At 55.1% G+C, this 24,530-nt stretch carries 19 protein-coding genes; 7 read left to right on the top strand and 12 right to left on the bottom strand.

From position 1 onward, the window contains the following. Positions 1-2: 2 nt before the first annotated feature. The 9 genes from XM38_RS14390 to XM38_RS14350 all read right to left on the bottom strand — a co-directional run bounded on the left by XM38_RS14390 (position 3) and on the right by XM38_RS14350 (position 15,042). Positions 3-2,081, bottom strand: coding sequence for an OmpA family protein (locus XM38_RS14390; RefSeq protein ID WP_225889318.1), 2,079 nt, complete (start codon positions 2,079-2,081; stop codon positions 3-5). Beyond that, a complete protein-coding gene (locus XM38_RS14385) occupies positions 2,078-5,584 on the bottom strand; it encodes a TonB-dependent receptor (RefSeq protein ID WP_088430226.1) in 3,507 nt (1,168 codons plus the stop codon). Before XM38_RS14385 ends, XM38_RS14390 begins: the two co-directional genes overlap by 4 nt. Next, a complete protein-coding gene (locus XM38_RS14380; RefSeq protein WP_080807748.1) occupies positions 5,584-6,447 on the bottom strand; it encodes a DUF7507 domain-containing protein in 864 nt (287 codons plus the stop codon). Before XM38_RS14380 ends, XM38_RS14385 begins: the two co-directional genes overlap by 1 nt. An 852-nt stretch (positions 6,448-7,299) precedes the next feature. Next, positions 7,300-8,100, bottom strand: coding sequence for a tryptophan synthase subunit alpha (gene trpA / locus XM38_RS14375; RefSeq protein WP_080807752.1), 801 nt, complete (start codon positions 8,098-8,100; stop codon positions 7,300-7,302). Positions 8,101-8,299: 199 nt separating this feature from the next. Beyond that, the gene (locus tag XM38_RS14370) at positions 8,300-8,635 is read right to left on the bottom strand and encodes a DUF3007 family protein (RefSeq protein ID WP_080808568.1); all 336 of its coding nucleotides are present in this window, start codon (positions 8,633-8,635) and stop codon (positions 8,300-8,302) included. Between the two features lie 62 nt (positions 8,636-8,697). Further along, positions 8,698-8,910, bottom strand: coding sequence for an NAD(P)H-quinone oxidoreductase subunit L (ndhL, locus tag XM38_RS14365; RefSeq protein ID WP_080807758.1), 213 nt, complete (start codon positions 8,908-8,910; stop codon positions 8,698-8,700). 2,625 nt (positions 8,911-11,535) lie between these two features. Continuing rightward, on the bottom strand, positions 11,536-12,984 hold the full coding sequence (gene larC, locus XM38_RS14360; protein WP_088430224.1) for a nickel pincer cofactor biosynthesis protein LarC: 1,449 nt from the start codon (positions 12,982-12,984) through the stop codon (positions 11,536-11,538). A gap of 15 nt (positions 12,985-12,999) precedes the next feature. Next, positions 13,000-14,352: a sensor histidine kinase gene (locus XM38_RS14355; RefSeq protein ID WP_088430222.1), complete on the bottom strand. Its 1,353-nt coding sequence runs from the start codon at positions 14,350-14,352 to the stop codon at positions 13,000-13,002. A gap of 9 nt (positions 14,353-14,361) precedes the next feature. Next, a complete protein-coding gene (locus XM38_RS14350) occupies positions 14,362-15,042 on the bottom strand; it encodes a response regulator transcription factor (RefSeq protein WP_080807766.1) in 681 nt (226 codons plus the stop codon). Between the two features lie 253 nt (positions 15,043-15,295). On the opposite strand from XM38_RS14350, the gene XM38_RS14345 reads away from it, so the two are divergent. From XM38_RS14345 to XM38_RS14335, 3 genes are all read left to right on the top strand, one after another. Next, a complete protein-coding gene (locus XM38_RS14345) occupies positions 15,296-15,721 on the top strand; it encodes a DUF4168 domain-containing protein (RefSeq protein ID WP_187329414.1) in 426 nt (141 codons plus the stop codon). A gap of 47 nt (positions 15,722-15,768) precedes the next feature. After that, entirely contained in the window at positions 15,769-16,065 is a 297-nt protein-coding gene (locus XM38_RS14340) for a hypothetical protein (RefSeq protein WP_080807772.1), read from the top strand. A gap of 279 nt (positions 16,066-16,344) precedes the next feature. Further along, entirely contained in the window at positions 16,345-16,998 is a 654-nt protein-coding gene (locus XM38_RS14335; RefSeq protein ID WP_080807775.1) for an L-threonylcarbamoyladenylate synthase, read from the top strand. 13 nt (positions 16,999-17,011) lie between these two features. Here XM38_RS14335 and XM38_RS14330 read toward each other — a convergent pair whose 3' ends face one another. After that, a complete protein-coding gene (locus tag XM38_RS14330; protein WP_088430218.1) occupies positions 17,012-17,728 on the bottom strand; it encodes a response regulator transcription factor in 717 nt (238 codons plus the stop codon). 351 nt (positions 17,729-18,079) lie between these two features. On the opposite strand from XM38_RS14330, the gene XM38_RS14325 reads away from it, so the two are divergent. After that, positions 18,080-18,688, top strand: a complete 609-nt coding sequence (locus XM38_RS14325) for a CPP1-like family protein (protein WP_080807781.1) — start codon at positions 18,080-18,082, stop codon at positions 18,686-18,688. A 19-nt stretch (positions 18,689-18,707) separates the two neighbouring features. Here XM38_RS14325 and hppD read toward each other — a convergent pair whose 3' ends face one another. Then, positions 18,708-19,856, bottom strand: a complete 1,149-nt coding sequence (gene hppD / locus XM38_RS14320) for a 4-hydroxyphenylpyruvate dioxygenase (protein ID WP_256995636.1) — start codon at positions 19,854-19,856, stop codon at positions 18,708-18,710. After that, positions 19,822-20,913, bottom strand: a complete 1,092-nt coding sequence (locus XM38_RS14315) for a Gfo/Idh/MocA family protein (protein WP_080807784.1) — start codon at positions 20,911-20,913, stop codon at positions 19,822-19,824. Before XM38_RS14315 ends, hppD begins: the two co-directional genes overlap by 35 nt. Before the next feature lie 208 nt (positions 20,914-21,121). Between XM38_RS14315 and XM38_RS14310 the strand changes: the two genes are divergently transcribed. From XM38_RS14310 to XM38_RS14300, 3 genes are read left to right on the top strand one after another with little or no spacing between them, the layout of a single operon-like run. Further along, complete coding sequence (locus XM38_RS14310) at positions 21,122-22,459, top strand: efflux RND transporter periplasmic adaptor subunit (protein ID WP_080807786.1); 1,338 nt, start codon at positions 21,122-21,124, stop codon at positions 22,457-22,459. Positions 22,460-22,461: 2 nt separating this feature from the next. Beyond that, a complete protein-coding gene (locus XM38_RS14305; protein WP_080807789.1) occupies positions 22,462-23,682 on the top strand; it encodes an ABC transporter permease in 1,221 nt (406 codons plus the stop codon). 7 nt (positions 23,683-23,689) lie between these two features. Beyond that, the gene (locus XM38_RS14300) at positions 23,690-24,412 is read left to right on the top strand and encodes an ABC transporter ATP-binding protein (protein ID WP_080807792.1); all 723 of its coding nucleotides are present in this window, start codon (positions 23,690-23,692) and stop codon (positions 24,410-24,412) included. Positions 24,413-24,530: the final 118 nt, after the last annotated feature.

Genomic DNA, 24,530 nt, shown 5'->3' with positions numbered 1-24,530 from the left:
TCTTAGGGTTCTATCTGTAGATCGCTCTCTTGAGCCTCAAAGATAATTTCAAGGCCGCGGGTATCGAGGAAGATGAACTCTACCCTGCGATCGCGGGCATAGTCGAGGCGGGTGTTGCCGCTGGTGGCGCGTTGGCTTTCTCCCAAAGGCAAAATCCGCAGCCGCTCCGGGGCAATCCCCTGCCGCAGCAGATACTCCCGGGCGGCTAGAGCCCGGCGCTCGCTGAGGGCCTGGTTATAGGCAGCACTGGCTCGAGGGTCGGTATGGCCCCGCAGTTCGATCACCAGAAAGGAGTATTGCTGCATCACTGCGACAATTTGGTCGAGGATGACGGCACTCTCGGGGCTAATATTGGAGCGGTCCAGCGCAAAATGAATGTTACGGGGCACCCGCAACTGCAGCGGTTCTGGGGGCGGCGGTTCGGCGGCCACTGCCGGTGGCAGGCAGCTAGCTGTATAGGGAAGTTGAGGGCTACGTTCCGGCACCGTGCCCTCGCTGCCCAGCACTTTGACCACTGGCGAGGGTTCTGAGGTGCCATAGAGGGGGTCGCTGGCAATGGCACTGAGCCAGGTCCCCTCTGGTTTCTCCCAGCTCAGTTGGAAGCGCCCTTGCTCATCGGCAGTCACTGTCGTCAGGGGCGTATCCAGAGGACTGTAGGGACCGCCACCTTCGACCACCTGATAAATGTCAACTTCACTGCCTGGATCAGCGTTGCCTGTCACCAGCGTTGTCTCGGTGTCTGTCCCAAACTCATACTGGTCAAACCCAGGCGCATTAATGGCGCCATTGGCCGTATCCAGACGGCGGTTGTAGGAGTTCCGGGGAGGATTAGGACCATCGGCCTGCTGGAAGTCCCGCACACCAGTATTGTCATCGGCACCTAGGTCGATGCTGAGACCGTCTAAATGGGTGAAGCGGTTATGGCGAATCAGGTTGCGATCGCTTCTGGGAAAGGCGCTAATCGCCACCCCCGGTCCCGGTTGATAGCCGATGGTATTCTCTAACACCTGATGGCCCCGGCCCATGAGATACACGGCTGCCCGCTCAAAGCGACGACCATTGAAGCGAATATCATTCCCCTGAATCAGACTGGCGCCCTCCGGCTTGAATAAAAACAGACCGCTGCCATCGTTGCCACAGATCAGGTTGCCTGTAACCACAGTGCCCTCAATCTGACCTTCCAGACGCACCGCATCCGGCATCCCAGCCACGCCATTGCCCAGGATGACATTTTCCGTGAGCCGTAGCCCCTGGGCCCGCACCGCCGTGATCACGCCGCTGCCCTGGTGGTGCTGAATCCGGTTTTGCCGCACCACCGTATCGACCCCATTAAATACCGATACCCCAAAGGCAGAGCGATGCTCGGGAATTGACTCATCGGGCGTTATCCCCAGCCAGTTCAGCTCAATCACCACATCTTGAGGGGCCAACGCCGGATCTTGAAACTGAAAGAAGCTCACTGGCGGTGACGCTGGGCTGGCATCGGCTGGGGGCGGCGCATTACTGATGAAAATATCCGCCGGCGGTGTAGTCTGGGTCGCTCGATGTTGAGCTCTGAATCCGTAGAGACTCATCCCCCGCACAGTGACGCTATCCGCGGTAATCGTGAGCCCGCGGAAAACCTCCTCTCCCGGAGCTGCCGTGATACTGACTCCAGGTGTTGGGATATTGTCAACGGCAGAGACTGTCTCACCGTATCCGGGCTGGGTGGTGCCATCGATAACAACATCGGCTGTGGCAATTGACGGCAATAAATCTACCAGCTCAATCACCCTGTCATCGCTAGGCAACTCAAACTCGATAATTGACCCGGGCGCCGTGATCGGGGTAACCAGCCCTCGCTCCACCTGGCTCAGATCTTCTAGCGACAACTCATGATTCGCCAGCAAGATGGCTTCTCGCAGAGTCAACTCCACATCGGCAGCAACGGAGCCATCGAGAGCACTGTTGACCGTAATCCGATAGGCAGAGGCGGTCACATCTGCTGACGATACCGACGTCGCCAGTCCTAGGGTCATGGTTCCGGCCAACACTAATAGCCCAGGATGAAACATTGCTTGCGATCGTAGGGGTCTAATCACCGGGATGTGCCTCCTGGTTCAGTGGACAGATCCTCAGAATTGTCGTCATCAGGAAGCTCATTGTCTGGGGGTTGAGTCGTATCAACATAAGACTCTTCCTGTTGAGCTGGGGCAGTGGGTTGCACTCCAAAGCCATCAAACAGTTGATTTACCTTCATCGATATGCCCAGATAGGGACCACCAGCACTACGGGCGCCACTGCCGCCAAAGGAATCATCATCGGCCCGACCAAAGCTATAGCCCACACCAATGCGCAGATCTGGCGTTAAGTAATACCCCAATTCAATGGCGGTGCCAATCTCATTAAAATTGGCAGCTGGTTGACCAATCCAGCGCACTTCCCCTAAGACATCCCAGTGGTAGGCAAAGCGATAGGATGCCCGCAGTTGGGCTAGGTGAATAGCGTTACTAAACGAAAAGTCATCGCCAAAGCTACCGCCAATAGTGGCATTGCTATAACGCATGGCGTATTTGCCGTAAAACTCCCACTGCCAGTTAGGCGCGTATATCCCCTCCAGAGACAGGGTGTGATCGGAGGACTCACTGCTGACATCCTGCAGAATACTTAAGGGTGTGGTGGAGGGATTTTTGCGATACTCATAGCTCAGCAGTCCATTAAACTTGTCGTTATTGGGGTTGCGGTAAGCCATGCCTAACCTGAGATCGATCGAGTCTCCCAGTTGGTCAATGGTCTGGTTAGAAAAATTGGCGTGCTGATAGCGAAATAGGGAGGTCAGCGCCGGGGTAATGCGCCCCGCTGCCGAGGCTGAGATAACGGTGTTGTCTCCGGCAGAAGAGTCTCGATGCTCAATGCGGGCACTGGCTTGAAAGGCCGGATTATCGGTATATTCCAGCCCCACAGAGTAAGCCGTACCTGACTGCAATCCCAAGGCAAAAGCTCCAGATCCTACCGCAAAAGGCTGAGCAAACCGCTGGCCACTGCCCGTTTCCTCGAAGCCATCGCTGAAGATGCGCTCTAGGGCAAAATTAGCCCGTAGTCCTGGAGCCAAGGTGACCCGATGGTTAAGGCCAATGGCGCCCTGGCCAGTAATGCCATTGAACCCTCCCAACAGAGAATAGCGCCCAGTCAGGCTAGTATTGTCGCTGAGCTCGTGGTCAAACAGGGTATCTAGGCTAGTGATTGACCCTGGTTCCTCCCCTCCAGAGAAAAATTGTTGGGCTAAGCGTAGTTTCACCCCCGGTTCGACATCATACTCCAGGCCCACCACGGTACGGGTGGGGTAGAGGGGATCGCGCTCGGAGCTAACATTCAGCTCGTTTTGGGCCAAAAAAGTTAAGTTGGGCAGCAGGGGCCAGTTTAGACGAGATACTAATTGACTACTGCTGGTGTCCGTACCAGCCGCCCAGTCTTCGCGAGAGCGATGCACCCAATCAAGGCCCAACGTCAGAGGAGCAATGCGCTGCTGTACCCCAATGCTGAGGGTATTAAGGCGATTGCTAACCGGTGGTCCCTGGGAGGCCTCCAACCCTGGGGAGAGCAAGGCATCTGCCGAGGTCAACACCGTGGACGAGGGACCAAAGTTGGTTTCTTGATCGAACTGGGCCCTGACTTGGGTATCGGGACCCAAACGAGCATCAAAGCTACCGCCCCAGCGAGTTTGCCCTGGTCGAAAACTTAGGGTGCTGTTATTGCGGAAATCACTGTCAGTGGAACGGAAATAGGCCCGGGCATCAAGACCCTCTAAGGGCGAACCGCTAGCTTCTAGACGGTAGGCTTGCCCCGAAGCATCCAACTCCGGCGAGGAGGAATCGGAGTGGGCAAATTCTCCCACCAGTTGTCCCTTATCACCAAGGGGCACCATTAGGTCCACTCCGTAGAGGGAAAAGTCTTGAATCCCTTGGTCTTGGGTGAGAACGGTTACGCCAGTCCAGCCGTCTGCATCAGTCTGGCCATTGAAGTTGTATTGCAACCGACTGGCAAAGAGGTCTCCCCGGGCTTCTTCACCATCCACCTGATAGGTGACCACAATGCGCCTGACTAGGGTCACACCCAGAGGATCTACCTCCGTAGCCAACAGGGGTTGCCGGAATAGTAAGGTACCGCGGTCGTAGTCGATTTCGTAATCAGCGCCACGACTGAGTTGCTGCCGCTCTACCACAGTACCGGGTCGGTTTAACTCTTCGGTTTCGATGAAGACATTTTCGCTACCGGGTAGCACTAACCGCCGGGAGAGGAAGTAGTAGCCGCTGGTGCCATCGGGGACGATGGTGTCTCGTTGAAAGGGGCGCAGGTTGTTGGCATATAGGGCCGTCAACTGCAGCGGTCCCCAGCTATAGTTGCCCTTAAAGCCATGTAGCTGCCGGGTAATCGCAGTGAAATCCTGAGAGGCTCTAGCCAGCTCTTGAGTATGGTAGTCTCCCCACATCACATAGTCCGGCTCGCGACCCAGGATCTCGGAATCCCGTTGCAGCCGCAGATACACGCTATCGATAGACGGGGTCAGATAGTCGTTGGTGGAACTGTCGCCATAGACCGGATACCGCTGCTCACAAAATTGATCGTCCCGGAAGAGCTCGTTATTACCATCGCAGCGCTCATTCAGAGGCCGCTCGCTGTTATAGGCTCCAGTAAACTGCCATTCTCCCAGGGGAAAGGTGCCAAACAGGGCCACGCCCAAGTCAACATCGACGTCATCAGGGTCGTCTGGGGGCAAAAATTCTCGGAAGCTATCCCAAAAATCTGCCCCCCCTGGACCGATGCGAAAATCGACGACACCAGAAAATAGAGAGGGCCGTAGATTGGTGATAAAGGAAACTTGACTGAAGGCCTCCAAAGTAGGATAGGGTTCATTCACGGCCTCCGGATCCAGACCCCGGGCGTCTATGCCACTAACCGCGGCCCGCACCCGCACCGATTGGGCTTCCAGGCCAGAGCGCAGCCGAGCCTGATAAGTACCTTGGCGAGCTAATACCTGAAATCCGGGGCGATCGGGGTCATAATCTGCGCCGACAAATTCTCCCGCCGTAGTCGTTAGGGTTACTACCACATCGTGGGTGATAGGTGTACCATCGACCTCAAGAACTTCGCCCTCCAACAGGAGGGTAGACCGGTTGTCAGCGTGAATAAAGCTGTCTTCAGCTGGCCTCAGGGTCAACCGAGGTTCCCCTGGTCGGGGCAACAAATCAGCGGGCTCGAGGGGATGAGGCACTAACTTTTCCTCTGTCGGCACCCCTACTGACGACTCCATCGAGCGCCCTGGAGCCGGCAGTAGGGGGGGCGACTGGGTCCTCCTCGGCCTATTTGTCGGTATGGCATCGGGAGTAAGCGGTTGGGAATCCTGCCGCTGGGCAAGTGACTGCTGACTATCGGCAACACCTAGGGGCATTTCTGTCACCGCCAGCATGCTATCCAGCGCAACTGCTGAGTCAGCAGGAGCAGCTTCATCGCCATGGGTATCGGCTTCTGCCGGAGTAGCAATAGCACTCCAACTGAGTAAGACAGCCAAGAGTGGCCAGGAGCGATAAATAGGTAGTGCAAACATTAGGGCTGACCCTCCCCAAAGGTCGGTGTGACAGCGAAGTTCATGCGGGCCAGTCCCCCTGGAGCTAGTCGCACCAGACGGGATTGGCTATTCTCAGAGATGTGGTAGAGGTTGGGTGCCAGGGTATACCCCGGCAAACTAGTGAGATCCAAGGTGCCAACCCGGTTACCGGAAACAACGTTGGCCAAGGAAAACAAGCCGTCTGCATCTGTAATGATGCGGTTGCCACCATCTAGAAAGATGACGGCGTTGGGAACCCCAGGCTCGCCAGACTGTTGCTGCCCGTCGAAGTTTTTATCGACGAAGACGCGACCAACGATGGTGCCGCAGTCGGATAGAATGCCCGGGCGAATGGCAACTTGAAACGTCGCTGTCACTGGCGTGAAGCCTGGAGCCGATGCCTGGGCAACATTGCGACCGGAGCCTCGAATGGAGTCAGGCGTTAACAGGACGCCGTAGGCAATGGTTAAACTCTCACCTGCGCTTAAGGTGGGGAACGTAAACGTAACTTGCCGTCCGGAGACACTTACAGAAGTCGGATCACTGGGAGTGCCGCGGACAGAGTCTTCAATGAATTGCAACCCCAAGGGAAGTTGATCTGTAATGGTGACTGGCGTGGCCGCTACGGCTGACTCATTAGTGACAACCAATTGGTAAACGACCACATCTCCTGGTTCGGCAGCAGCGCGGTCAGCCGTCTTAACAATTCTGAGAGCGGCTGCCTGAGTGCCCTGTTGAAGTGTCGTAGCGTTCGATTCTGTGGTTTGAGTATTACCGGTGCCGTCTGCAAATTGGGCGCCGGCTTGATTCTCGATCACTGTTTGTGCAGACACTGGCGAGACAGGCTGCAGCACATGTCCCATGAAAAGGGTTACCAGGAGTGACAACCCGAATATCCATACGAACCGGAATAGTCGCTTACGATTAAACACTTATCTAACAAGAGAGAAAGGTGACATGGAGACGATCGTCTAGTGGCAACCAAGGTCAGACTGTCTACTCAAAAGAAAGCTAACAAGTGACGCTTTTTAATGCGATAGGCATATCACAGCTAACCATGACGCCTGTACGATAGGGACACTCCTACTGATTGAAGAAATATCTATCTATAAATCACAATTTGCAGATGACTTACTGCATGCATGCAAGAATGAGGCAAACACAAGCGAGTATCCAGAATCTGACGACACTGGACGTTAGCTAAGGCAGTATGAAAAACCCATAAAAAAGCTATATTCAGACAACCTCAACAGGCTCTCATGAATTAGCTCGAATAAATTGTGGCTAGGCCTGTGCAATACCGTTGGCAGAAGGCCCCTAGTGCGCCAGATAACAGATCAATGATTGACGCGAAGAAATCTGTCTAGGCGGACGCTGGGCACGTACCGATTATTCTGATGATTAGTCATTAGCGTTATTCCTCACACCTGATTGTCGACGCGGTCAGTTCGATCGCATTCAATACTACCCCATGATGCGGAATTCTCATAGCGCTTTTTTTAAAAAAATGCACTAGGGGGCAGACCCAAAAATATCAATTTTTGCATGCGATCTCAGGACAGGAATCCTGTCAACAGCTGCCCAATCAGCTTTACAGCGCCATGACTCTATCTGCGTAACTCGCACGGAAGTTTAACGTAGTAGGCACTCAGCATAAATAATATCTATTACTCCCTGATCTCATGGCTGTTTAGTTATCCATCTATGCAAGTCATTTATTGATTAGCTAGAGCGGCTTTAAGCTGCTGGCAAAACTGACCAATTGCTTGTACTCCTGCCTCGGCGGCACCTTCGCTGAGTCGTTTTACGAAGGCGCTGCCGATGATGACGCCATCGGCGCCCCATTGACTGAGGGTGCGGGCCTGTTCAGGTTGAGAAACCCCAAAGCCAACGCCAATGGGCTTTTGGGTAACCTGACGAAGTTGGTGGAGTCGTGCTTGTACTTGCTGTTGCAGATTGGTACGGGCTCCGGTAACCCCGGTGACACTGACCAGATAGATAAATCCCTGGGACTGGGTTGCGATCGCACGCAGTCGCTCCTCAGGGGTCGTGGGGGCTACCAGCAGAATGATTTCGATGCCAGCTGCATCAGCCGCTGCCTGCAGCTGGTGTACCTCTTCTAGCGGCATATCTGGAACCACCAGACCCCGGGCGCCTGCCGCCGCAATGTCAGCAAAGAAGCGGTCAATCCCCCAATTCAGGATGGGATTGTAATAGGTAAAGAGAATGATGGGAGCCTGCAGCGAGGGGCTGACCTTTTTGACCACCGCCAATACTTGAGCCAGAGTGGTTCCCCGCTGCAGCGCCCGGGTAGCCGCCGCTTGAATCACCGGCCCATCCGCCAAGGGATCCGAATAGGGCACCCCCAGCTCAATCAGATCGGCACCACTGCGGTCAAGCATGTGCAAGGCTTTCACAGTGGTCTCTAGGTCCGGATCCCCAGCTGTGATGAATGGAATCAGGGCACATTGGTTGCGATCGCGCAGCTGACGAAATGTCTCGGACACAGAAACCATGGTATTTGCTCACGGGTGAAGAACCGGCCCCGACGCCAACCTGCTAGCTGCGATGCTAGCTGGATGTGGTCATTAGACTCAAATCTATAGAGCAATCTAGAGCAAGACGGTCTCAGCGTCCATAAACTCCTGGGGAAGCCATGGTTTTATCCTTTTTATCCTTCCTGATCCTGAGCTACAGTCGCCTCTCGCCTAGGGATTACTCTTCCCCAGAGGCATCGGCGTCTGCAGCTGCTGCCGGGGTCTCTTCCACCTCCTGCTGCAACTGAGCCAACTGCTCAGGAGTCATCTCCTCCAGGCGCTTTTGCAGCACTGCGTCCTCATACGCTTTGAGCTGCTGGTTGTATGTCATTGTTTGATTGAGGGCCCTCAGCCCATAGGTGACTACCCAGCCTAGTAATCCGGCGATCAGAACCGCCTGGCTCCAGATGCCGGCATTGCTGGCGTCTAAACCAGCCACTCGCAACCCGCCATAGAGGAAGCCACCCGCTAGAAAGACTATTAGCCCGATGAGTAGAACGTCGATTCGCCGCATGGTGAGTGCCTAGCCAGCTAAAAACGTCAGCATATCCTGCTATTTAGAAGACAGGAGGACGCTTAGCTGGCGAGATTGCGCTTACGGGGCCGAAAATTCAAAAATGGGCTCATCAGCAACATGCCGGGGAAAAAGGCAAATACTAGCGCATACAGAAACGAGCGCTCTACAGAGCCAGCCGTATACCAGCGAGCCCGCAAATACAGAAACAACAGACCTGGCACCACCAACAAATAGGTACCACCTAACACTAAGTAAAGAGCAGCAACTAGCATAGAGCCTCACTAGGGGATGATTCGCTAGGATACGCGAGCGGCGATTTGTAACAGCACCGGCCGCTCTGTACTCCTATGGCTCATTCTAAAGGGATACCCACTTGCGATCGCAACGTTTCCTACAGAGGTATTGCATCGAACGACAGTTGGTGGTGCAATATATCCACGGTGCTTTGCAGAGAACAATTACCCACTGTGAAGCCTACGGGGGCGTGGCGGAATGGTAGACGCTACGGACTTAGACAACTGAGCCTTGGTGGAGAAATCTGCCAAGTGAACGCTCTCAAACTCAGGGAAACCTACCTCCAGTGAGGATTTCAGCCTATTCTCCTGGACATGGCAATCCTGAGCCAAGCCGATGGACAGTCGTCTCGCCATCGGAAGGTGCAGAGGCCCGACGGGAGCTACCCTAACGTCAAGCCGAGGGTAAAGGGAGGGTCCAATTCTCAAAACCGTGGCCACGACTTGGTGCCACTGGCAGCAGTGAAAACTGCAGGAGAATGAAAATCCGTTGACCGTTAAGGTCGTGAGGGTTCAAGTCCCTCCGCCCCCATCACCATCTAGCACTCAACTCACAAGTGGCACGACCGTGCAGTGTGGGCGTTATCCTCAGCGTTCTGCAGCAAAGAGAAGGGGAAAGCCAACCGTCGGGCAGTAGTCGCGAGCCGACGTCTGACTCTTTGCCTAGCTTAAGTTGATCCCCATTCAGGGCAGTGTCTAGAGCCGAGCGCTCCCCATCAGCAGACTCCCCATGGGGAGAGGACCGACTGGACGAAATCATCTATAACTAGATAAAATCTCAGCATCCTATTGGCGTCCAACCTACCTAGACTACTTCATGATCTAGATAACCGCGGTGAGGGGTGTAACCAATCGTCCTGCTCAAGGACATCAAGCTCTAGGGCATTGCCGGAAACGGACACCTTGCCGTTGGATCTAACGTTGCCCCAGTACATGCGCGAATAGGCCCACTCCAGCGCCTTAGCTAGAGTAAGTGCAGCGATTGAAACGTCTTGTATCCCCAGGGAGACTCTATCGGTGAAGCTTGACATACTAGAATCGAAGCTCCAACAGCGATGGTCCGGCGCCTACTCAACCTCAGCCATATCATTGATACGACTGCTTAGACGCAGGTAGTTGGTTAGCCGTAATGGTTCACATTGCCGTTACTGCCAACCTCGTCTAGACCTAGAGGGTCAGCGTAGCAGCCACGGTAAACCTCGAGCCGGACTTGGCATAACAGATTTGACCATCGCCCCCACCCCCCATTGATATGCTTGAAGAACACGTGTCGAGCGACTATTCATCCCAGATACCCAAGCATCCCAGAAAGGCTGAGTTAGACATCCCTCAGGCTCAGCAAATCATCTTTGACTTTCTACTCACCATCGTCAAAAGTTGGCCGGTAGAGGATGTCCTCAATGAGTTTAAGCATCTATTCATTCAGCACACAGAAACGGCTAGCTCGGAGACACTGCCAGCCCTGTACACGATCATCTTCGCCAACAACGAAGAGGAATTTCGCAACACTCTGAAGCGCTGCTGCTATATTCTGGTCAACAACTGGGAAGTTGCCCGTGACTATTTTGCGATTCAGCAACTGGTCGACTTATTTGATGATCCACTCTTAGAAAAACAGACCTTATCACCAACCCTAAGGCGTTTACGGACTTGGCTGCTAGCGTTCAAGCAGAGTCAAGATTTTCAAGATTTAGCTCTATTTGCAGCTCGCATCAATGCAGATCGCCACGTTAAGAATCCGGACGAGCACTGGACTGCTCGCTATACGTCTTATCTGCTGGTGCCGCAGTATATTAATGCCGAAAATCCCATCGAACAACGGGAGGCGGCTCGGGCCTTGTCACAGCGATTGAAGGACCAGTTTAAGTTTGAGTTGGCCATGTATACGGCCCACTCACAGTCTTCCGTGCCCAGCTCCAATGCTCCCCAGAACCCCACAGTGCTCGGGGATGGAGTGCTACGCTTGATCAAGCGAATTGTGGCCAAGCAAGGGCAATTCAGTTATAAAAATCTGGCTCATCTGTTCTTGGAGCAAGTTAAGCAGCTCACCTATCAACAATTCAAGAAAAGCCTGCTGCAATATCTGCTATATTCCATAAATCGCAAAGGGACGGCGAAAACTATCAAGCGCCAGTTGACCCATAAACTAGAGGATTTATATCCAGAATATGCCGATGAAGAAGTTGACCGATCGCTGATTCTACGCACCTGTAACCGGGTCATTGACAGCTTGATGACTGAGGATAAGAAAAATCCTTCTCAACTCTTCACTCTGATTCTATCCCAGGGTAACTCGCTGACGTTGGTCGTGCTGCTGCTAAAACTAATTTTAATTTCTAAGAACTCTCACCCCTATCTAGAGGCTCGCATTGCCGATCTGATCCGCTATTATGAGCAATTTCCCCAGGAGCAATGCCAGTGGGTGATCAATTTTCTAGAAATTTTCCGGGTGACCTTTGCTATCTATGCCGAGAATGTGGAGTATAACCTAGTACGGATGGCGGCCCAAACAGTTGGGTATCAGTCAGATCAGGATGAGGATGGAGCTGCCCCGAGTCGCCGGGCTGATGCGGAGACAGTTCGGATCTTTTCTCGGCTTCTTTATCAGACCGATGCCCTGGATGAATCTCTCCTATCGGTAGAGTCATCAGAGTCAGAAGAAGAGTTGGACCTAGACGAGGCAGCTGCTTGGCTGGATGAGCGGCTCTTCGATGAATCATTTGATGAATCATTTGATGATTCACTACTGGATGGAGATATCGATATCGAGGAAGAGGGAAGGTAGGTAGCTGCCTCAGGCTGGCTATGCCAGCAGTGCAAGGCCACGCGATGGATCTCGCGCCAGGGGCGCTGATGCTGTTGGGCTAGCTGGGCACAGTCTTCGTATTCAGGCTGAGCAGTGTAATGGGTTCCGGTGGTTCCATCCCACGCCAGTTTCATATGTACGGTGCCATAGGGAGTGGCTACCGGTACTCGTTGCCGTTGCAAGGCATGGCGGTGTTGCCAGTGCCGTCGAATTCCTAGGGTCGTGGTCTCTTGAAACAGCAGGGTTTCACAGGTGGTAATCTGGTCTGGCCAGCAGATCACCGTGATCAAGACCCCAGGGCGATTTTTTTTCATGGCAATGGCCTGGGTGAAGACGTCCAGGGCTCCTGCCTGGAGTAATTGGTCGAAGAGGTAGCCAATGGCTTGGGGACTGAGATCGTCTACCTGAGTCTGGAGGACCGCGATGGTTTCTAGGCTAGGGGGTGTTGCGGCTGGGGATAGGGGAGTTGTGGTTGTTGGAGATGGCTGAGAAGGCTCAAGGGTAGCCGGCCCCAGCCACAGCCGCAGCAAATTCGGCAGCGACAGATCACGCCCCCCAGCCCCCAGCCCTAATCGCTGTAGCCGCAACGGTGGCGGCGGGCCGAAACCTTGGGCGAGTGTCGTTGCGATCGCACATCCCGTCGGCGTTACCAATTCGGCCTCAATGCCATTGCTATAAATCGGCACCTGGGCCATTTGCATCAGTTGCAATACCGCTGGCGCCGGCACTGGCAACCAGCCATGGGCCGCCCTCACCCGGCCGCCCCCCGTGGGCAGAGCCGAACAGTAGAGGGCATCAATCTGCAGCCAATCTAGCCCCAAGCAAGTGCCAACAATATCCACAATGGCATCGGTAGCTCCCACCTCATGGAAATGGACCTGCTCCAGGGCAATACCGTGGACCGCCCCTTCCGCCGCGGCCAGGCGCCGAAAAATGGCCAGACTCCGGTCTCGGACCTGGGGTGGCAACTGGGCCTGCTGGATCAGCTCTTCAATGTCTCTCAGGTGGCGATGGGGTCCTTGGCAGTTTAAATCGACCTCAACCCTGGTGGCAGCTTGGCCATTGCGGGTGACGAGATGGGAGCGCAACTCAAACTCATCGGAGAGTCCCAACCCATGGAGTTGCTCTTGCAACATCTCCAGAGGGACCCCAGCATCGACTAACGCTCCCAAACACATGTCGCCCGAAATCCCAGTGGGACAGTCTAAATAGCCAATCACAGTTGCTCTCCCTATGGTTCCGCTCATCTGTGCGCTTTAGTTCTAGCGCATTTCTTGGCGATCCCCTACGGAGTTATCCTGGTAGTTGATGTCTTTAGGCTGCCCCAGTGGCTGTGAAGAGCGGGGTTTAACAGCCGTAGCATTGGCCAGAGGAAACTGTACATGAAAACAGCTACCACTGCCGATGGTGCTGGTCACCCAGATTTTGCCGCCATATTGTTCGGTAATTGCTTTGGTGATTGCCAGTCCCAAACCGCTACCGCCAGCCGGTTGAGAACGGGCCTTATCGGCTCGCCAAAAGCGCTCAAATACTTGAGGTAAGTCTTGGGGGGCGATGCCAATGCCGGTATCGACCACCGCCACCAAGGCGTGTCGGCGAGAGCAAGAAAGTCGCACCTGCACCCAACCCTGATAGGTATATTGCAGGGCATTTTGAATCAGATTGGTAAACAGTCGGTTGAACTGAGCTGGCTGACCGATGACCGCCACGATGGCAGATTCGGTAAACGTCAGCTCGATGCCCTGAGCACGAGCATTGTCAACATATAACTCCACCAAGTTCCGCAGGAGTGGATTGAGCAACACAGTCTGGGGCGACTGGCCGATGGTATCGGCATCCATGCGAGCTAGCAGTAGCAGATCGGCAGCCATGGTGCTTAACTGGGTCGTGGCACTTGCGATCGCACTCAGCTTCTTGATGTCGCGAGGATGGATCCGCTCGGGGTGGCGCTGCATGACCTCCACCGAGGTTTTGATCGCTGTTAACGGTCCCCGCAGCTCGTGGGAAGCATCCGCCGTGAATTGCATCAGCCGATGATAGCTCTGTTCAATCGGATGCAGCGATATACGAGTTAACCACACCCCTCCTACTCCCACTAATACCAGCGCTACCCCACCGCCAACCCCCAATCCTAATAGCAGCTGCTGCTTGGCCGTCTGAATACTCTGGGCCGTCTGGCTGGCCCGAATATATCCCCGTAAGGTAGGGCTACCCGCGTCCGGGGCACCTTCAAAGACAGACACTGTAAAGGTATACACCGGGGTACTGCCCTGAATAGTTTGGGGACCCACTTGAGGAGGCACCGACAACTCAATTTTGCCGCGTCGAGCCAATAACTCCCCGTTGACGTTGAACCATTCCAGACTCTGCTGATCACGATTAAAAATATCCCGCCAGGGCACCATATCCAGCTGGTTGAGATAGCCATCCCCTCCGGAGGCTACTTTGGTCATAGATGGGGTTGCAGCCTGGGCTAGGGTCCTAAGCTTTTGCTTCGTTTGACGATAGAGACTGTGGCTAAAGAAGGTATATGCCCCCAGACCAAATACCACTAAGATAGTCGCCATCACCGAGAGCTGATACAACAGCAACCGCCATCGCAGTCCTGCGAACATCCCCACACCTCATTCATCCAGTTGTTTGAGTCGATAGCCCAACCCATAAACCGTTTCAATCAGATCCTTGGGCGCCCCTGCCGCCTCTAGCTTTTGTCGCAGTCCTCGAATATGGGCTTTTACCGTCGACTCATCTGGCATCCGTTCAAACGGCCACAGTTGTTCCAGTAATTGCGCCCGGCTGAAGACCCGGCGCTGGTGGCGCAGAAAAAATTCCAGCAGGCTGTACTCCTTGGGGCTGAGGGCAAGGGGCTGCTCACCATAGCTAACATCACAGGTGTTGGGGTTGAGGGACAGCTGGTGCCACTGCAAAACCGGTGGCGTCGTGGTTTCTCCCCGCCGCAGCAATGCTCGAATGCGGGCGGAAAGCTCTTGCAAATCAAAGGGCTTAACTAAATAGTCATCTGCCCCAGCATCTAAGCCCAATACCTTATCGGCAATGGTATCGCACGCTGTCAGCATCAAAATTGGGACCTGATGTCCAGCCTGACGTAGCCGTTGGCAGAGGGTAATGCCATCAATTTCAGGCAACATTACATCCAGCACAATCAAATCGTACTGAACCATATCGGCATAGTCCCATCCAGTCTGACCATCGTAGACCACATCTACCGTATAGTGCTGGTCACTGAGATCCTCGGCCAGGGCGTCGGCGATACGCTCATCATCTTCAATCAGCAATAGCTTCATGGTTGGCTGCAGTAAAAATTACATCGTCTAGCCTGTCCTGTCCATGGGTACCAGAGTTCAGGTAGTGATCCAGCCCTGCCTCGCCGAGTTTTTTACTTTTGGTCTCTACGCTATCAATCGTAGCGAGCCCTATTGAACTGCACTGCAGATACGCTAAGAGAAACCCATGATCCTAACATCACACCTGCTCAAAGGCTCTCTAATTGCCGCGATGCTAGCGGTTACGCCAATGGTCATATTAGGAGGGCAAGCTGTGGCCCAAGAGCCTCAACCCGCTCAGGCTCCACCGCCTGAGACGCTAGACAGCCAAGCCACCTTATCTGAGCAGCAAATTGAGCAGTTTGCTGACGCCTACAAGGCCATCCAGACCATTCAAGAAGATGTTCAGGCTGACATGATCCAGGCCGTAGAAGCTGAAGGGTTAACGGTCGAGGAGTTCAATACCATTGCCCAGAGTCAGCAAAATCCTGAGATCCAGGCAGAGGTACCGCCCGAGCAAATCGAGCGGTTTTCTGCGGCCACTGAGCAGATCAACGCCATTCGCACCAACGCTCGAGAGGAGATGGAATCAGCCATTCAGGCTGAGGGCCTAAGCGTGGAGGAATTTGAGCAGATTCTAGCCATGGCCCAACAAGATGAAGCGTTGCGACAAGCCATTAACCAACGCCTGGCACAGTAGCGCCCTGTTAATTAACCCCAAGACTTTTCACTTCAGGAGGATATGTAATGAAGTTGACTAAATGGTTAGCTTGGCCCGTTGTGGCTGGATTTGCTCTGTTAGGGGCAGCCTGCGGCGTCGGAGAACAACCTCAGCCAGAACAGCCTCAGCCGGAGGAAGAATTGCCATCTGATCCCATGGGTGAGCCTGGCAGTGATCCTATGGGTGAGCCTGGCAGTGATCCTATGGGTGAGCCTGGTAGTGATCCTATGGGTGAGCCTGGCAGTGATCCTATGGGTGAGCCTGGCAGTGATCCTATGGGTGAGCCTGGCAGTGATTCTGAGAGTGAACCCGGCACACCATAGCAGTTAATGTCTCGAGTCATTGCAGACGTCATAGAGAATTGAATGGGAGCGGAGGTACTCGTGGCACCTCCGCTTTTCTTAGTCCCTTCTCCATTCGTCCAGGTCGTTCAGCTGGCCCTTAGGCGCAATAGGTGTTTCTCTAACAGGTGCCAGAGTAGTCACCAAACAAGATTTAATCAATATCTGAATATTCCTCACCGCCTGCATCTCAGCCCTGCCACCATCCCCACTATTAAGATGGGGAGATGACGGCTGGAACTCATCACTGGGAGATCAACCATGGCTACGGTCTACAAAATTCATCCCGACAATCCCCAATCCCACAAGATTCAAGCTGTCAAGGATGCCCTAGACGTTGGTGCCATCGTGCTGTATCCCACCGATACGGTCTATGCCATCGGCTGCAGCCTCACGGTGAAAGCCGCCATCCAACGGGTGCGCCAGCTGAAACAACTGGCCAACGACAAACCCCTCACGTTTCTCTGTTCATCCCTCTCTAATATCGCCGATTATGCCTTTGTCAGCGACACCGCCTATCGCATCATCCGCCATCTGATTCCGGGCCCCTATACCTTCTTGCTCCCGGCTACCAAGCAAGTGCCCAAACTGGTCATGAGTCCGAAGCGGCGCACCACCGGTATTCGCGTGCCTAACAGCACCATTTGCCACGCTCTGTTGGAAAGCTTGCAGACTCCGATTATTTCCACCTCAGCCCTGTCGCTCATGCCCTTAGACCATGGCAGCGAACGGCCGACCTTCTCTAAGGCCAGCCTCTTCGACCACTTAGAAAAGCAGGTAGATCTGATCGTCGACAATGGCCAGGAGCTGACGTATCAGGTCTCTAGCATCTTAGATTTAACTGAGGCTGAACCCACCTTGGTCAGACAAGGGCTGGGCTGGGAAGAAGTCTCTAACTGGGGTGTCCTCAGCTGAGTTCCTCCTTGAGTTAGGCCTCGGGTTCAGCCAATTGCCCTGATGGCGGTTCAAATTTATAGCCTACTCCCCGTACTGTTTGAATCAGAGCAGGTTGGGTCGTATCTTTTTCAATTTTCTTGCGGATTTGGCCGACATGGACATCCACCACTCGCTGGTCGCCCACATACTCGTAATCCCACACCTTCTGGATCAATTCGGCCCGCCGCCATACTCGCCCAGGATGGCTAGCCAAAAAGTGTAGCAGGTCAAACTCTAAGGCCGTGAGGGGAACCAGTTCGTCATCCAGGGTAACTTCCCGGCGCACCGGGTCGATGGCCAGACTATTGAAGGTGAGACACTGTTGCTCTGCAGCGGTGACCGGGCGTTGCCGCTTCAGGATGGCCCCCACTCTGACTTCCAACTCTCGCAGGCCAAAGGGTTTGGTCAGATAGTCGTCGGCCCCCTGGTGGAATCCCCGAATTTTATCGTCTTCATCGGTGCGGCTGGTCAGCATCAGCACAAACACGCCGGTACGCGCCTGCATCTCACCACAGAGGTCGTAGCCGTTGGTATCGGGTAGGTTAACGTCAAGGACCACCAAATCTGGATTCAATTGTTCGAAGATTGCCAGGGCCCCTTTACCGTCTTCTGCAGACTCCACGTGATAATCTTGCTTGGCCAGAAAACGATGGATCAGATTGCGAATGGCAGGATCGTCATCAACAACGAGAATCTTGGCAGAAGCCATGGTCTTAACCTTTGCTGCGAGATGAACACCGATGCGACAAGATGGTAGCGCAACTGTACACACAAAGTGGCTCCATCATAATCGCTCAATCATTCACTACAAGGATTTTCATCAAGTTCCGCGAAAAAGTTATAGATTGCATCCATAGCTTACTAGAGAATTTAACTGGGTGTGGATCCTAGATAAAGTATCTAGACAACCAAGGGCTGAATTGGGCCCCATTTTCGTTTGGCCAGAGGATGGTTACACTGGTGGCTAGGGACCATCATGGGCCGTCTTCTGGCCGGCAAGAGTAGGGTTGATCAAGGTAGCCTGTCAGTAGGATAGTCTGGGGGCTCTCGGAGGTTCTAGATGAACGAACAAAACTCGTATGAAACGCTGGGGTTAACTGAGTCCTCCTCCTTTGAGGATATTCAGGAGGCTCGCGACCGCTTAATCGAACAGTGCGCCGATGATCGAAAGCGGATTGAAGCGATTGAGGCGGCCTACGATGCCATCTTGATGGAGCGATTGCGCCTGCGTCAGGAAGGGAAGATTAAAGTGCCCGATCGGATTCGCTTCGCAGAATCGGCGGCGGAGCCTTTACCATCGAAGCCTGCGACTCCGCCGCCGACTCGGCCTGAGTGGTTAACTCAACTGATGGATACGCCAGAGCGCAATGAGGTGCTGTGGCCAGGGTTCACCTTCTCTGTACTGTGTTTACTGGGGCTCTATACGCCTTCTTTGGCTTTGGCTCTGGGCGTGGGGGCCACCATATACTTCCTCAACCGTAAGGAACATAAGTTCTGGCGCTCGGTGTTGCTGACGGTGGCAGGTCTGGTCGTTGGCTTTGCCGTTGGCCTATCGTTAGCCCAAGGGTTAACGGCGTCGGGGCTGCAGTGGGCCTGGGCTACCTCAGATGTGGTCACGGCAGTGGTGACCTTTGTGGTGCTGTGGCTGTTCAGTAGTTTCCTGCGTTGAAGCCCTCAGCGTTGTAGTTCTACTGGAGGCTGCCCCGCTGCGCCTGCTGCCGTTCGATGGCCTCGAACAGGGCCTGGAAGTTGCCTTCCCCGAATCCCTGGGTCTTGCAGAGTCGCTGATTCTGTCGGTAGGGGCAGCGTTCGATCAGCTCGAAAAAGCAGGTGGGTTCCCTGAAAATTGGTTCGGTAAAGGTCTGCAGTAGCAGGGCCTCGGGGATATCTGGTAACCAATCGACTAGAATCTGCTGTTGTGCGATCGCATCCCAGTCAGCCTGCTCAGGTCGAAAGCCTGGTCGCTGTTGCAGCTGCTCATAGTAAGTCGACGGCACTTCTAAGAACTTGACCCCTTGCCGCCGCAGCTGGGCCACAGTACGGACAATATCGGGAGTCTCGATGGCAACGTGTTGAATCCCGGCCCCCCGGTTGTGATTTAGAAACTCCTGGATCTGAGAATTAGCCGAGGTGGGTTCGTTGATGGGAAACTGAGCCGACCCCTGGGGATGGGACAAGACGACACTGGCTAAGCCCGAGCGAGGGGTGGTGATGACGAATCGTTGTTGGGACTGAAAGCCCAACATGGTTTCGTACCAGCGGGCGGCTTGGGGGAGTTCTCCGGCCGGCACATTTAGGACCGCATGGTCGATGATCATCGACGATGGGCTGGGCACATCTATCTGGGGCCAATTGGGTACTGGCGGCGTGGTCCCGTGTCGCTCGATCAAAGTGTGGCACAGGGAACCCCAGCCGCGAATCTGGCACCAGCGCAGACAGGCTCCCTGGCGCTGCCAGGTTTGCAAGGGGCGGCAGAGCCGCCCTCCTAGGCGACGAAATCGCTCTAACCACGCCGCCAACCCTTCGACTCGAAAGGCCACATCGACGATGCCGGGGGGATGCCGCTTCAGGTAGGCCGCCGCGGCACTGAGGGAATTTAAGGGAGCCGTTAGCAGCACCCGCACCCGTCCCCAGCACAGCAATTCGCTGTGATGATCGGCGTCAGTCAGGCTGCCGAGGGACTGGTAGCCAAACCGCTGCACAAACCACTGACGCCAAACCATGGCTTCGTCGACATAGAACTGCAGATACTCAATATGCAATCTGAGATCCTCCCACTGCCCACTACCACGACAGAACGACTTAATTCGGCACTGCCACCCAAGTGCCGGAGTCATCGGCCTGGTGGGTCAAATCCATTAGCAGCTGGGAATAGACCCCGTCGCGAATTGATGGGGCCGATAGGGTGCCCTGATCGATGCAATTAACCCAGTGGTTGACTACACGAATGAAGGGGGCTATGCGACCATCTGCGTAAGTCTTAGGAAAGGCCAGCTGGTCTGGAATGGGCAGCTCCTCTAACGGAGCGCCCTCCTGGCTGCCATAGAGCCTAAAGCCATGAACATAGTCCTTGAGGTTATCGCTGCCCAGTACCAGGGTGCCGCGCTCCCCATAGATCTCCAGCCAATGGCCTCGGCCGGCATAGGTCACCGAGCTAATGGCGACTTGGCAGGGGGTGCCGTCGGCTAACTCTAGGATGAGGCTGCAGGTATCATCGGCATCCACGGGCTTGGGTTCCCCTGTCTGTGGGTCCGGGCGTTGAGGAATGGCCGTGCTGAGGCGGGCACTGAGGCGCCGCACCGGACCGAACAACCAGGCAATATAGTCGAAACTGTGGGAGGCAAAGGCCCCTAGGGCACCGCCCCCCTGGTCCCGACGGGCGTACCAACTCCAGGGGCGCTGCGGATTAGCCCGACCGGGCACCAGCCAGTCAATTTTGATCAGCCGTGGTTGACCCACATAGCCCTCGGCCAGGAGCTGAGCTAGCCGCTGCCAGGCGGGAACAAAGCGAAATTCGAAGTCCATCACCGCCATCAGCTGGCGCTCCTGGGCCAGGGCCTCTAGTTGCCGTGCTTCCTCCACTGACAGGGTGGTGGGTTTCTCTAGCAGTACATGCTTTCCGGCCTGGAGGGCAGTGGTGGCCATGGCATGATGCAGGAAGGGCGGGGTGGCGATGGTGACGGCATCTACCTCTGGCAGGGCGACGATGTCTTCGACCCGCTGACAAGCGTGGGGAATCTGATACTCCTGTGCGATCGCACGGGCCGTCTCCAGATCGCGATGATAGACCGCGACTACATTTGTGCGGTGATGGGCCTGCAACCCTGGAATATGAACCTTCTGCCCAAACCCAGTCCCGACTACCGCAACACCAATGGGGGCCTCTGTCGTCATAACTGCTCGCCCTACTCAAATCCGTTATCAGCCTACCGGTGGATTTTGGGAATGACAACTTTCTCGGCCATGACCAACTTTGAGAGCACCTGTCAACACCCCCTGGCCAGGAAAGCGGACCAGGTTGCCCTCGGCTGACCATTACAAAAGTGGGATGCACTTTCCCATCCAATCTCCGCACAATAGGAAAAGAGTTGATCCCTTCCCTATGCACTTACCGCTGATTGGAAAAGTTCGTCGCCCCTGGCTCTGGGTTCTGGGCATTGGGGTAGCAGCCGCGGTGATCATCTCTGGATCGGCTCTCTGGTTCTGGCGCAATCGCGGTCCCCAATACGACGTTGAAGCCCTGACACAACCGGTGACAGAGCAACCCCTGACCATCCGCATTACGGCTAGTGGGACCGTACAACCGATTCAGACGGTCAATCTTAGTCCTAAAAATGCCGGCATCCTGCAGGCCCTCTATGTAGAGCAAGGGGATCGGGTCAACCAAGGCCAATTGATTGCCCGCATGGAAAGCGAGGATGAGCAAGCCCAAATCGCCCAACGCCAAGCCGCCGTGGCCGAAGCCGAAGCCCAACTGCAAGATGTCCTCGATGGCAATCGACCCCAGGAAATCGCCCAGGCCAGCGCCGCCCTAGAGGCTGCCCAGGCCCAACTTCGGGACAACCAGGCCCGCCTCGATCTAGCCAATGCCCAGCTAGAACGCAACCGCCAGCTCCAGGCCCGCGGTGCCATCTCCCTAGAGGCTTTGGACACAGCCAGGCAAGAGCAACAAAGTGCCCAGGCGGCCTATGAGCGGGCCCAGGCTCAGGTACAAGAAGCCGAGCAGCGATTACAGGATCTGCGCACGCAACCCACCCCGGAAGCAGAAGCCCAGGCTCGAGCTCGCTTGGCCCAAGCCCAGGCGCAATTACAGGCAGCCCAGGTGCAATTAGAAAACACCCTGGTGCGAGCCCCTTTTGCTGGGGTGATTACCCAGAAGTTTGCCACCGAAGGAGCCTTCGTCACCCCTACGACTTCTGCTTCCGATGCCACCTCTGCCACCTCCACCGCTATCGTCGCCCTGGCCCAAGATCTTGAAATTCTAGCCGAGGTCCCAGAGGCCGACATTGGTGCCATTCAACCGGGGCAAGCCGTAGAAATTCGAGCCGATGCCTTTCCAGAAGAAGTATTTCGAGGGCGAGTGCGGTTGATTGCTCCAGAAGCCATCGAACGCCAAAATGTCACCCTGTTTCAAGTGCGGATTGAATTGCTCACCGGTAAAGAGCAGTTGCTATCGAATATGAACGTGACCGTGGCCTTCATCGGCGAGCAATTGGAGGAGGCGCTGGTGGTACCTGCGGTAGCGATCATCACCCAGGAAGGCCGCACCGGCGTGCTGGTACCCGATGAGCGCGGTGATATTGAGTTTCGCCCCGTCACGTTGGGCTCCCAAGTTGGGGAGCAGATCCAGATCCTGGAGGGACTAGAGCCTGGCGATCGCATCTTCACCGATCTGCCTCCAGGACAATCCATAGAAAGCTTGACCTTTGGCCGCGATTAACCATGGATCTTCAAGAAAGCCTGAAAATGGCGACCCGAACCCTGATCGCCCACCGCCTCCGCAGTGCCTTAACCATGCTGGGGATTGTGATTGGCAATGCCTCTGTGATTGCCATGGTGGGCATCGGCGAAGGGGCGCAGCGGTTTGTCAACGAGCAATTGCAAACCCTGGGACCCAATGTGCTGTTCATCGTCCCCGGTAACCGAGAAACCCGAGAACTGGGGGGCTTAGATGTGCCCCGCACCCTGGTGGTGGCCGATGCTACCGCCATTGACAATCAAGTTCCTACCGTCGCCGGAGTGGCTCCAGAGTTTAATACCCGAGAATTGATCACTTACCGCAACCGCAGTGCCAACGCCAGTGTGGTGGGCAGCAATGAACAATTCCTGCAGGTGCGCGGGTTTGACATGGCCCAGGGGCGCTTTATCTCCGATCTGGATTTACAGCGCCGCAGCCAGGTGCTGGTGATGGGAGCAGACTTAGCCGACCGCCTGTTTGATCAGCAATCTCCTATTGGTCAGTCGATTCGAGTCAAGGGCGTGAGCTTCGAGGTAATTGGCGTGATGGCCCAGAAAGGATCGAATCTGGGACTCAACTATGACGACGCCGTGCTCATGCCCATTACCACCCAGGCCAGCCGCATCGTCGGTCGCCGCTCTCCCTACGGCATTGAGGTTTCCTTTATTGCGGTATCGGCTAAAAACCGAGACAGCATGGATACTGCCGAGTTCCAAATCACTAACTTACTGCGGCTGCGCCACAATATCCGTGGCGATGATGACTTTTTCATCAACAGCCAAAATACCCTGCTCAACATTGCCGGCACCATTACCGGCGCCCTGACCATCATGTTGGCCGCCATTGCCGGTATCTCATTGCTGGTGGGGGGCATCGGCATCATGAATATCATGCTGGTCTCAGTGCAGGAACGCACCCAAGAGATTGGTCTGCGCAAGGCGATTGGAGCCTCCCAACAAGATATTCTGGTGCAGTTTCTGATCGAGGCCATGATTTTGTCGGTGGCTGGCGGGGTGATTGGTACTGGCCTTGGCGTCGGCGGGATCGTGGTGATTAGCGCCCTCACCCCTTTTCAGGCAGGTATTTCGGTGGTGGCCATTACCGTAGCTGTTAGCGTTTCCGGCGGTATCGGGTTGTTCTTTGGTGTCGTGCCGGCTCGACAGGCGGCCAAGCTAGACCCCATCGTGGCCCTCAGGAGCGCATAACTGATCCATGAACACTCCTCTGATTCACTTCCAGGATGTCTGCAAGGTTTATGGGACCGGTAATACCGAGGTCAGGGCCCTATGGCATGTCAACTTGACCATCGATACCGGTGAATACTGCGCCATCATGGGGCCATCTGGTTCTGGCAAGTCCACCGCCATGAACATCATCGGCTGTCTCGATCGCCCCACCAGCGGAGACTATTATCTCGACCGCCAGGCCGTGGCCCAGTTGGACGATGATGCCCTGGCCCACATTCGCAATCGCAATATTGGTTTCGTCTTTCAGCAATTTCATCTGTTGCCGCAACTGACGGCCCAAGAGAATGTGGAGTTACCCATGATCTACGGCAGTGTGCCAACGGCAGAACGCCAGCACCGAGCCGCAGCGGCCTTGGCCCAAGTGGGGCTGGGTCAGCGCCGCCACAATAAACCCACCCAACTCTCGGGGGGCCAACAGCAGCGGGTAGCTATCGCTCGGGCCATTGTTAATCAACCGCTATTGCTGCTAGCAGATGAACCCACTGGGGCCTTAGACTCCCAGACGACCCAAGAGGTGATGGAGATTTTCGCCCAGCTTAATAGGGAGGGCATGACTGTTGTCATGGTGACCCACGAGCCCGATGTGGCTCGTCTGGCCCGACGCATTGTCTGGTTCCGCGACGGAGAAGTCCTCGATGATCATCTGGCCCCTGACGATATTGGCCACCTGACGACGACCATCAGCTGAGAGGATGTTTGGAAAGTACCCTGCACCCTTTCTCCAGACTGGTTTCTGGCCAGCAGGGCCATACACTCTAAAATGCTTACCTTTCAGGCCTTTCAGCCGAGTTTCCAAATGTCCTCTG

Source organism: Halomicronema hongdechloris C2206, from assembly GCF_002075285.3.
GTDB lineage: Bacteria > Cyanobacteriota > Cyanobacteriia > Phormidesmidales > Phormidesmidaceae > Halomicronema_B > Halomicronema_B hongdechloris.
The sequence above is the reverse complement of the archived record's forward strand: the minus strand, read 5'-3'. Positions and strand labels throughout refer to the sequence as shown.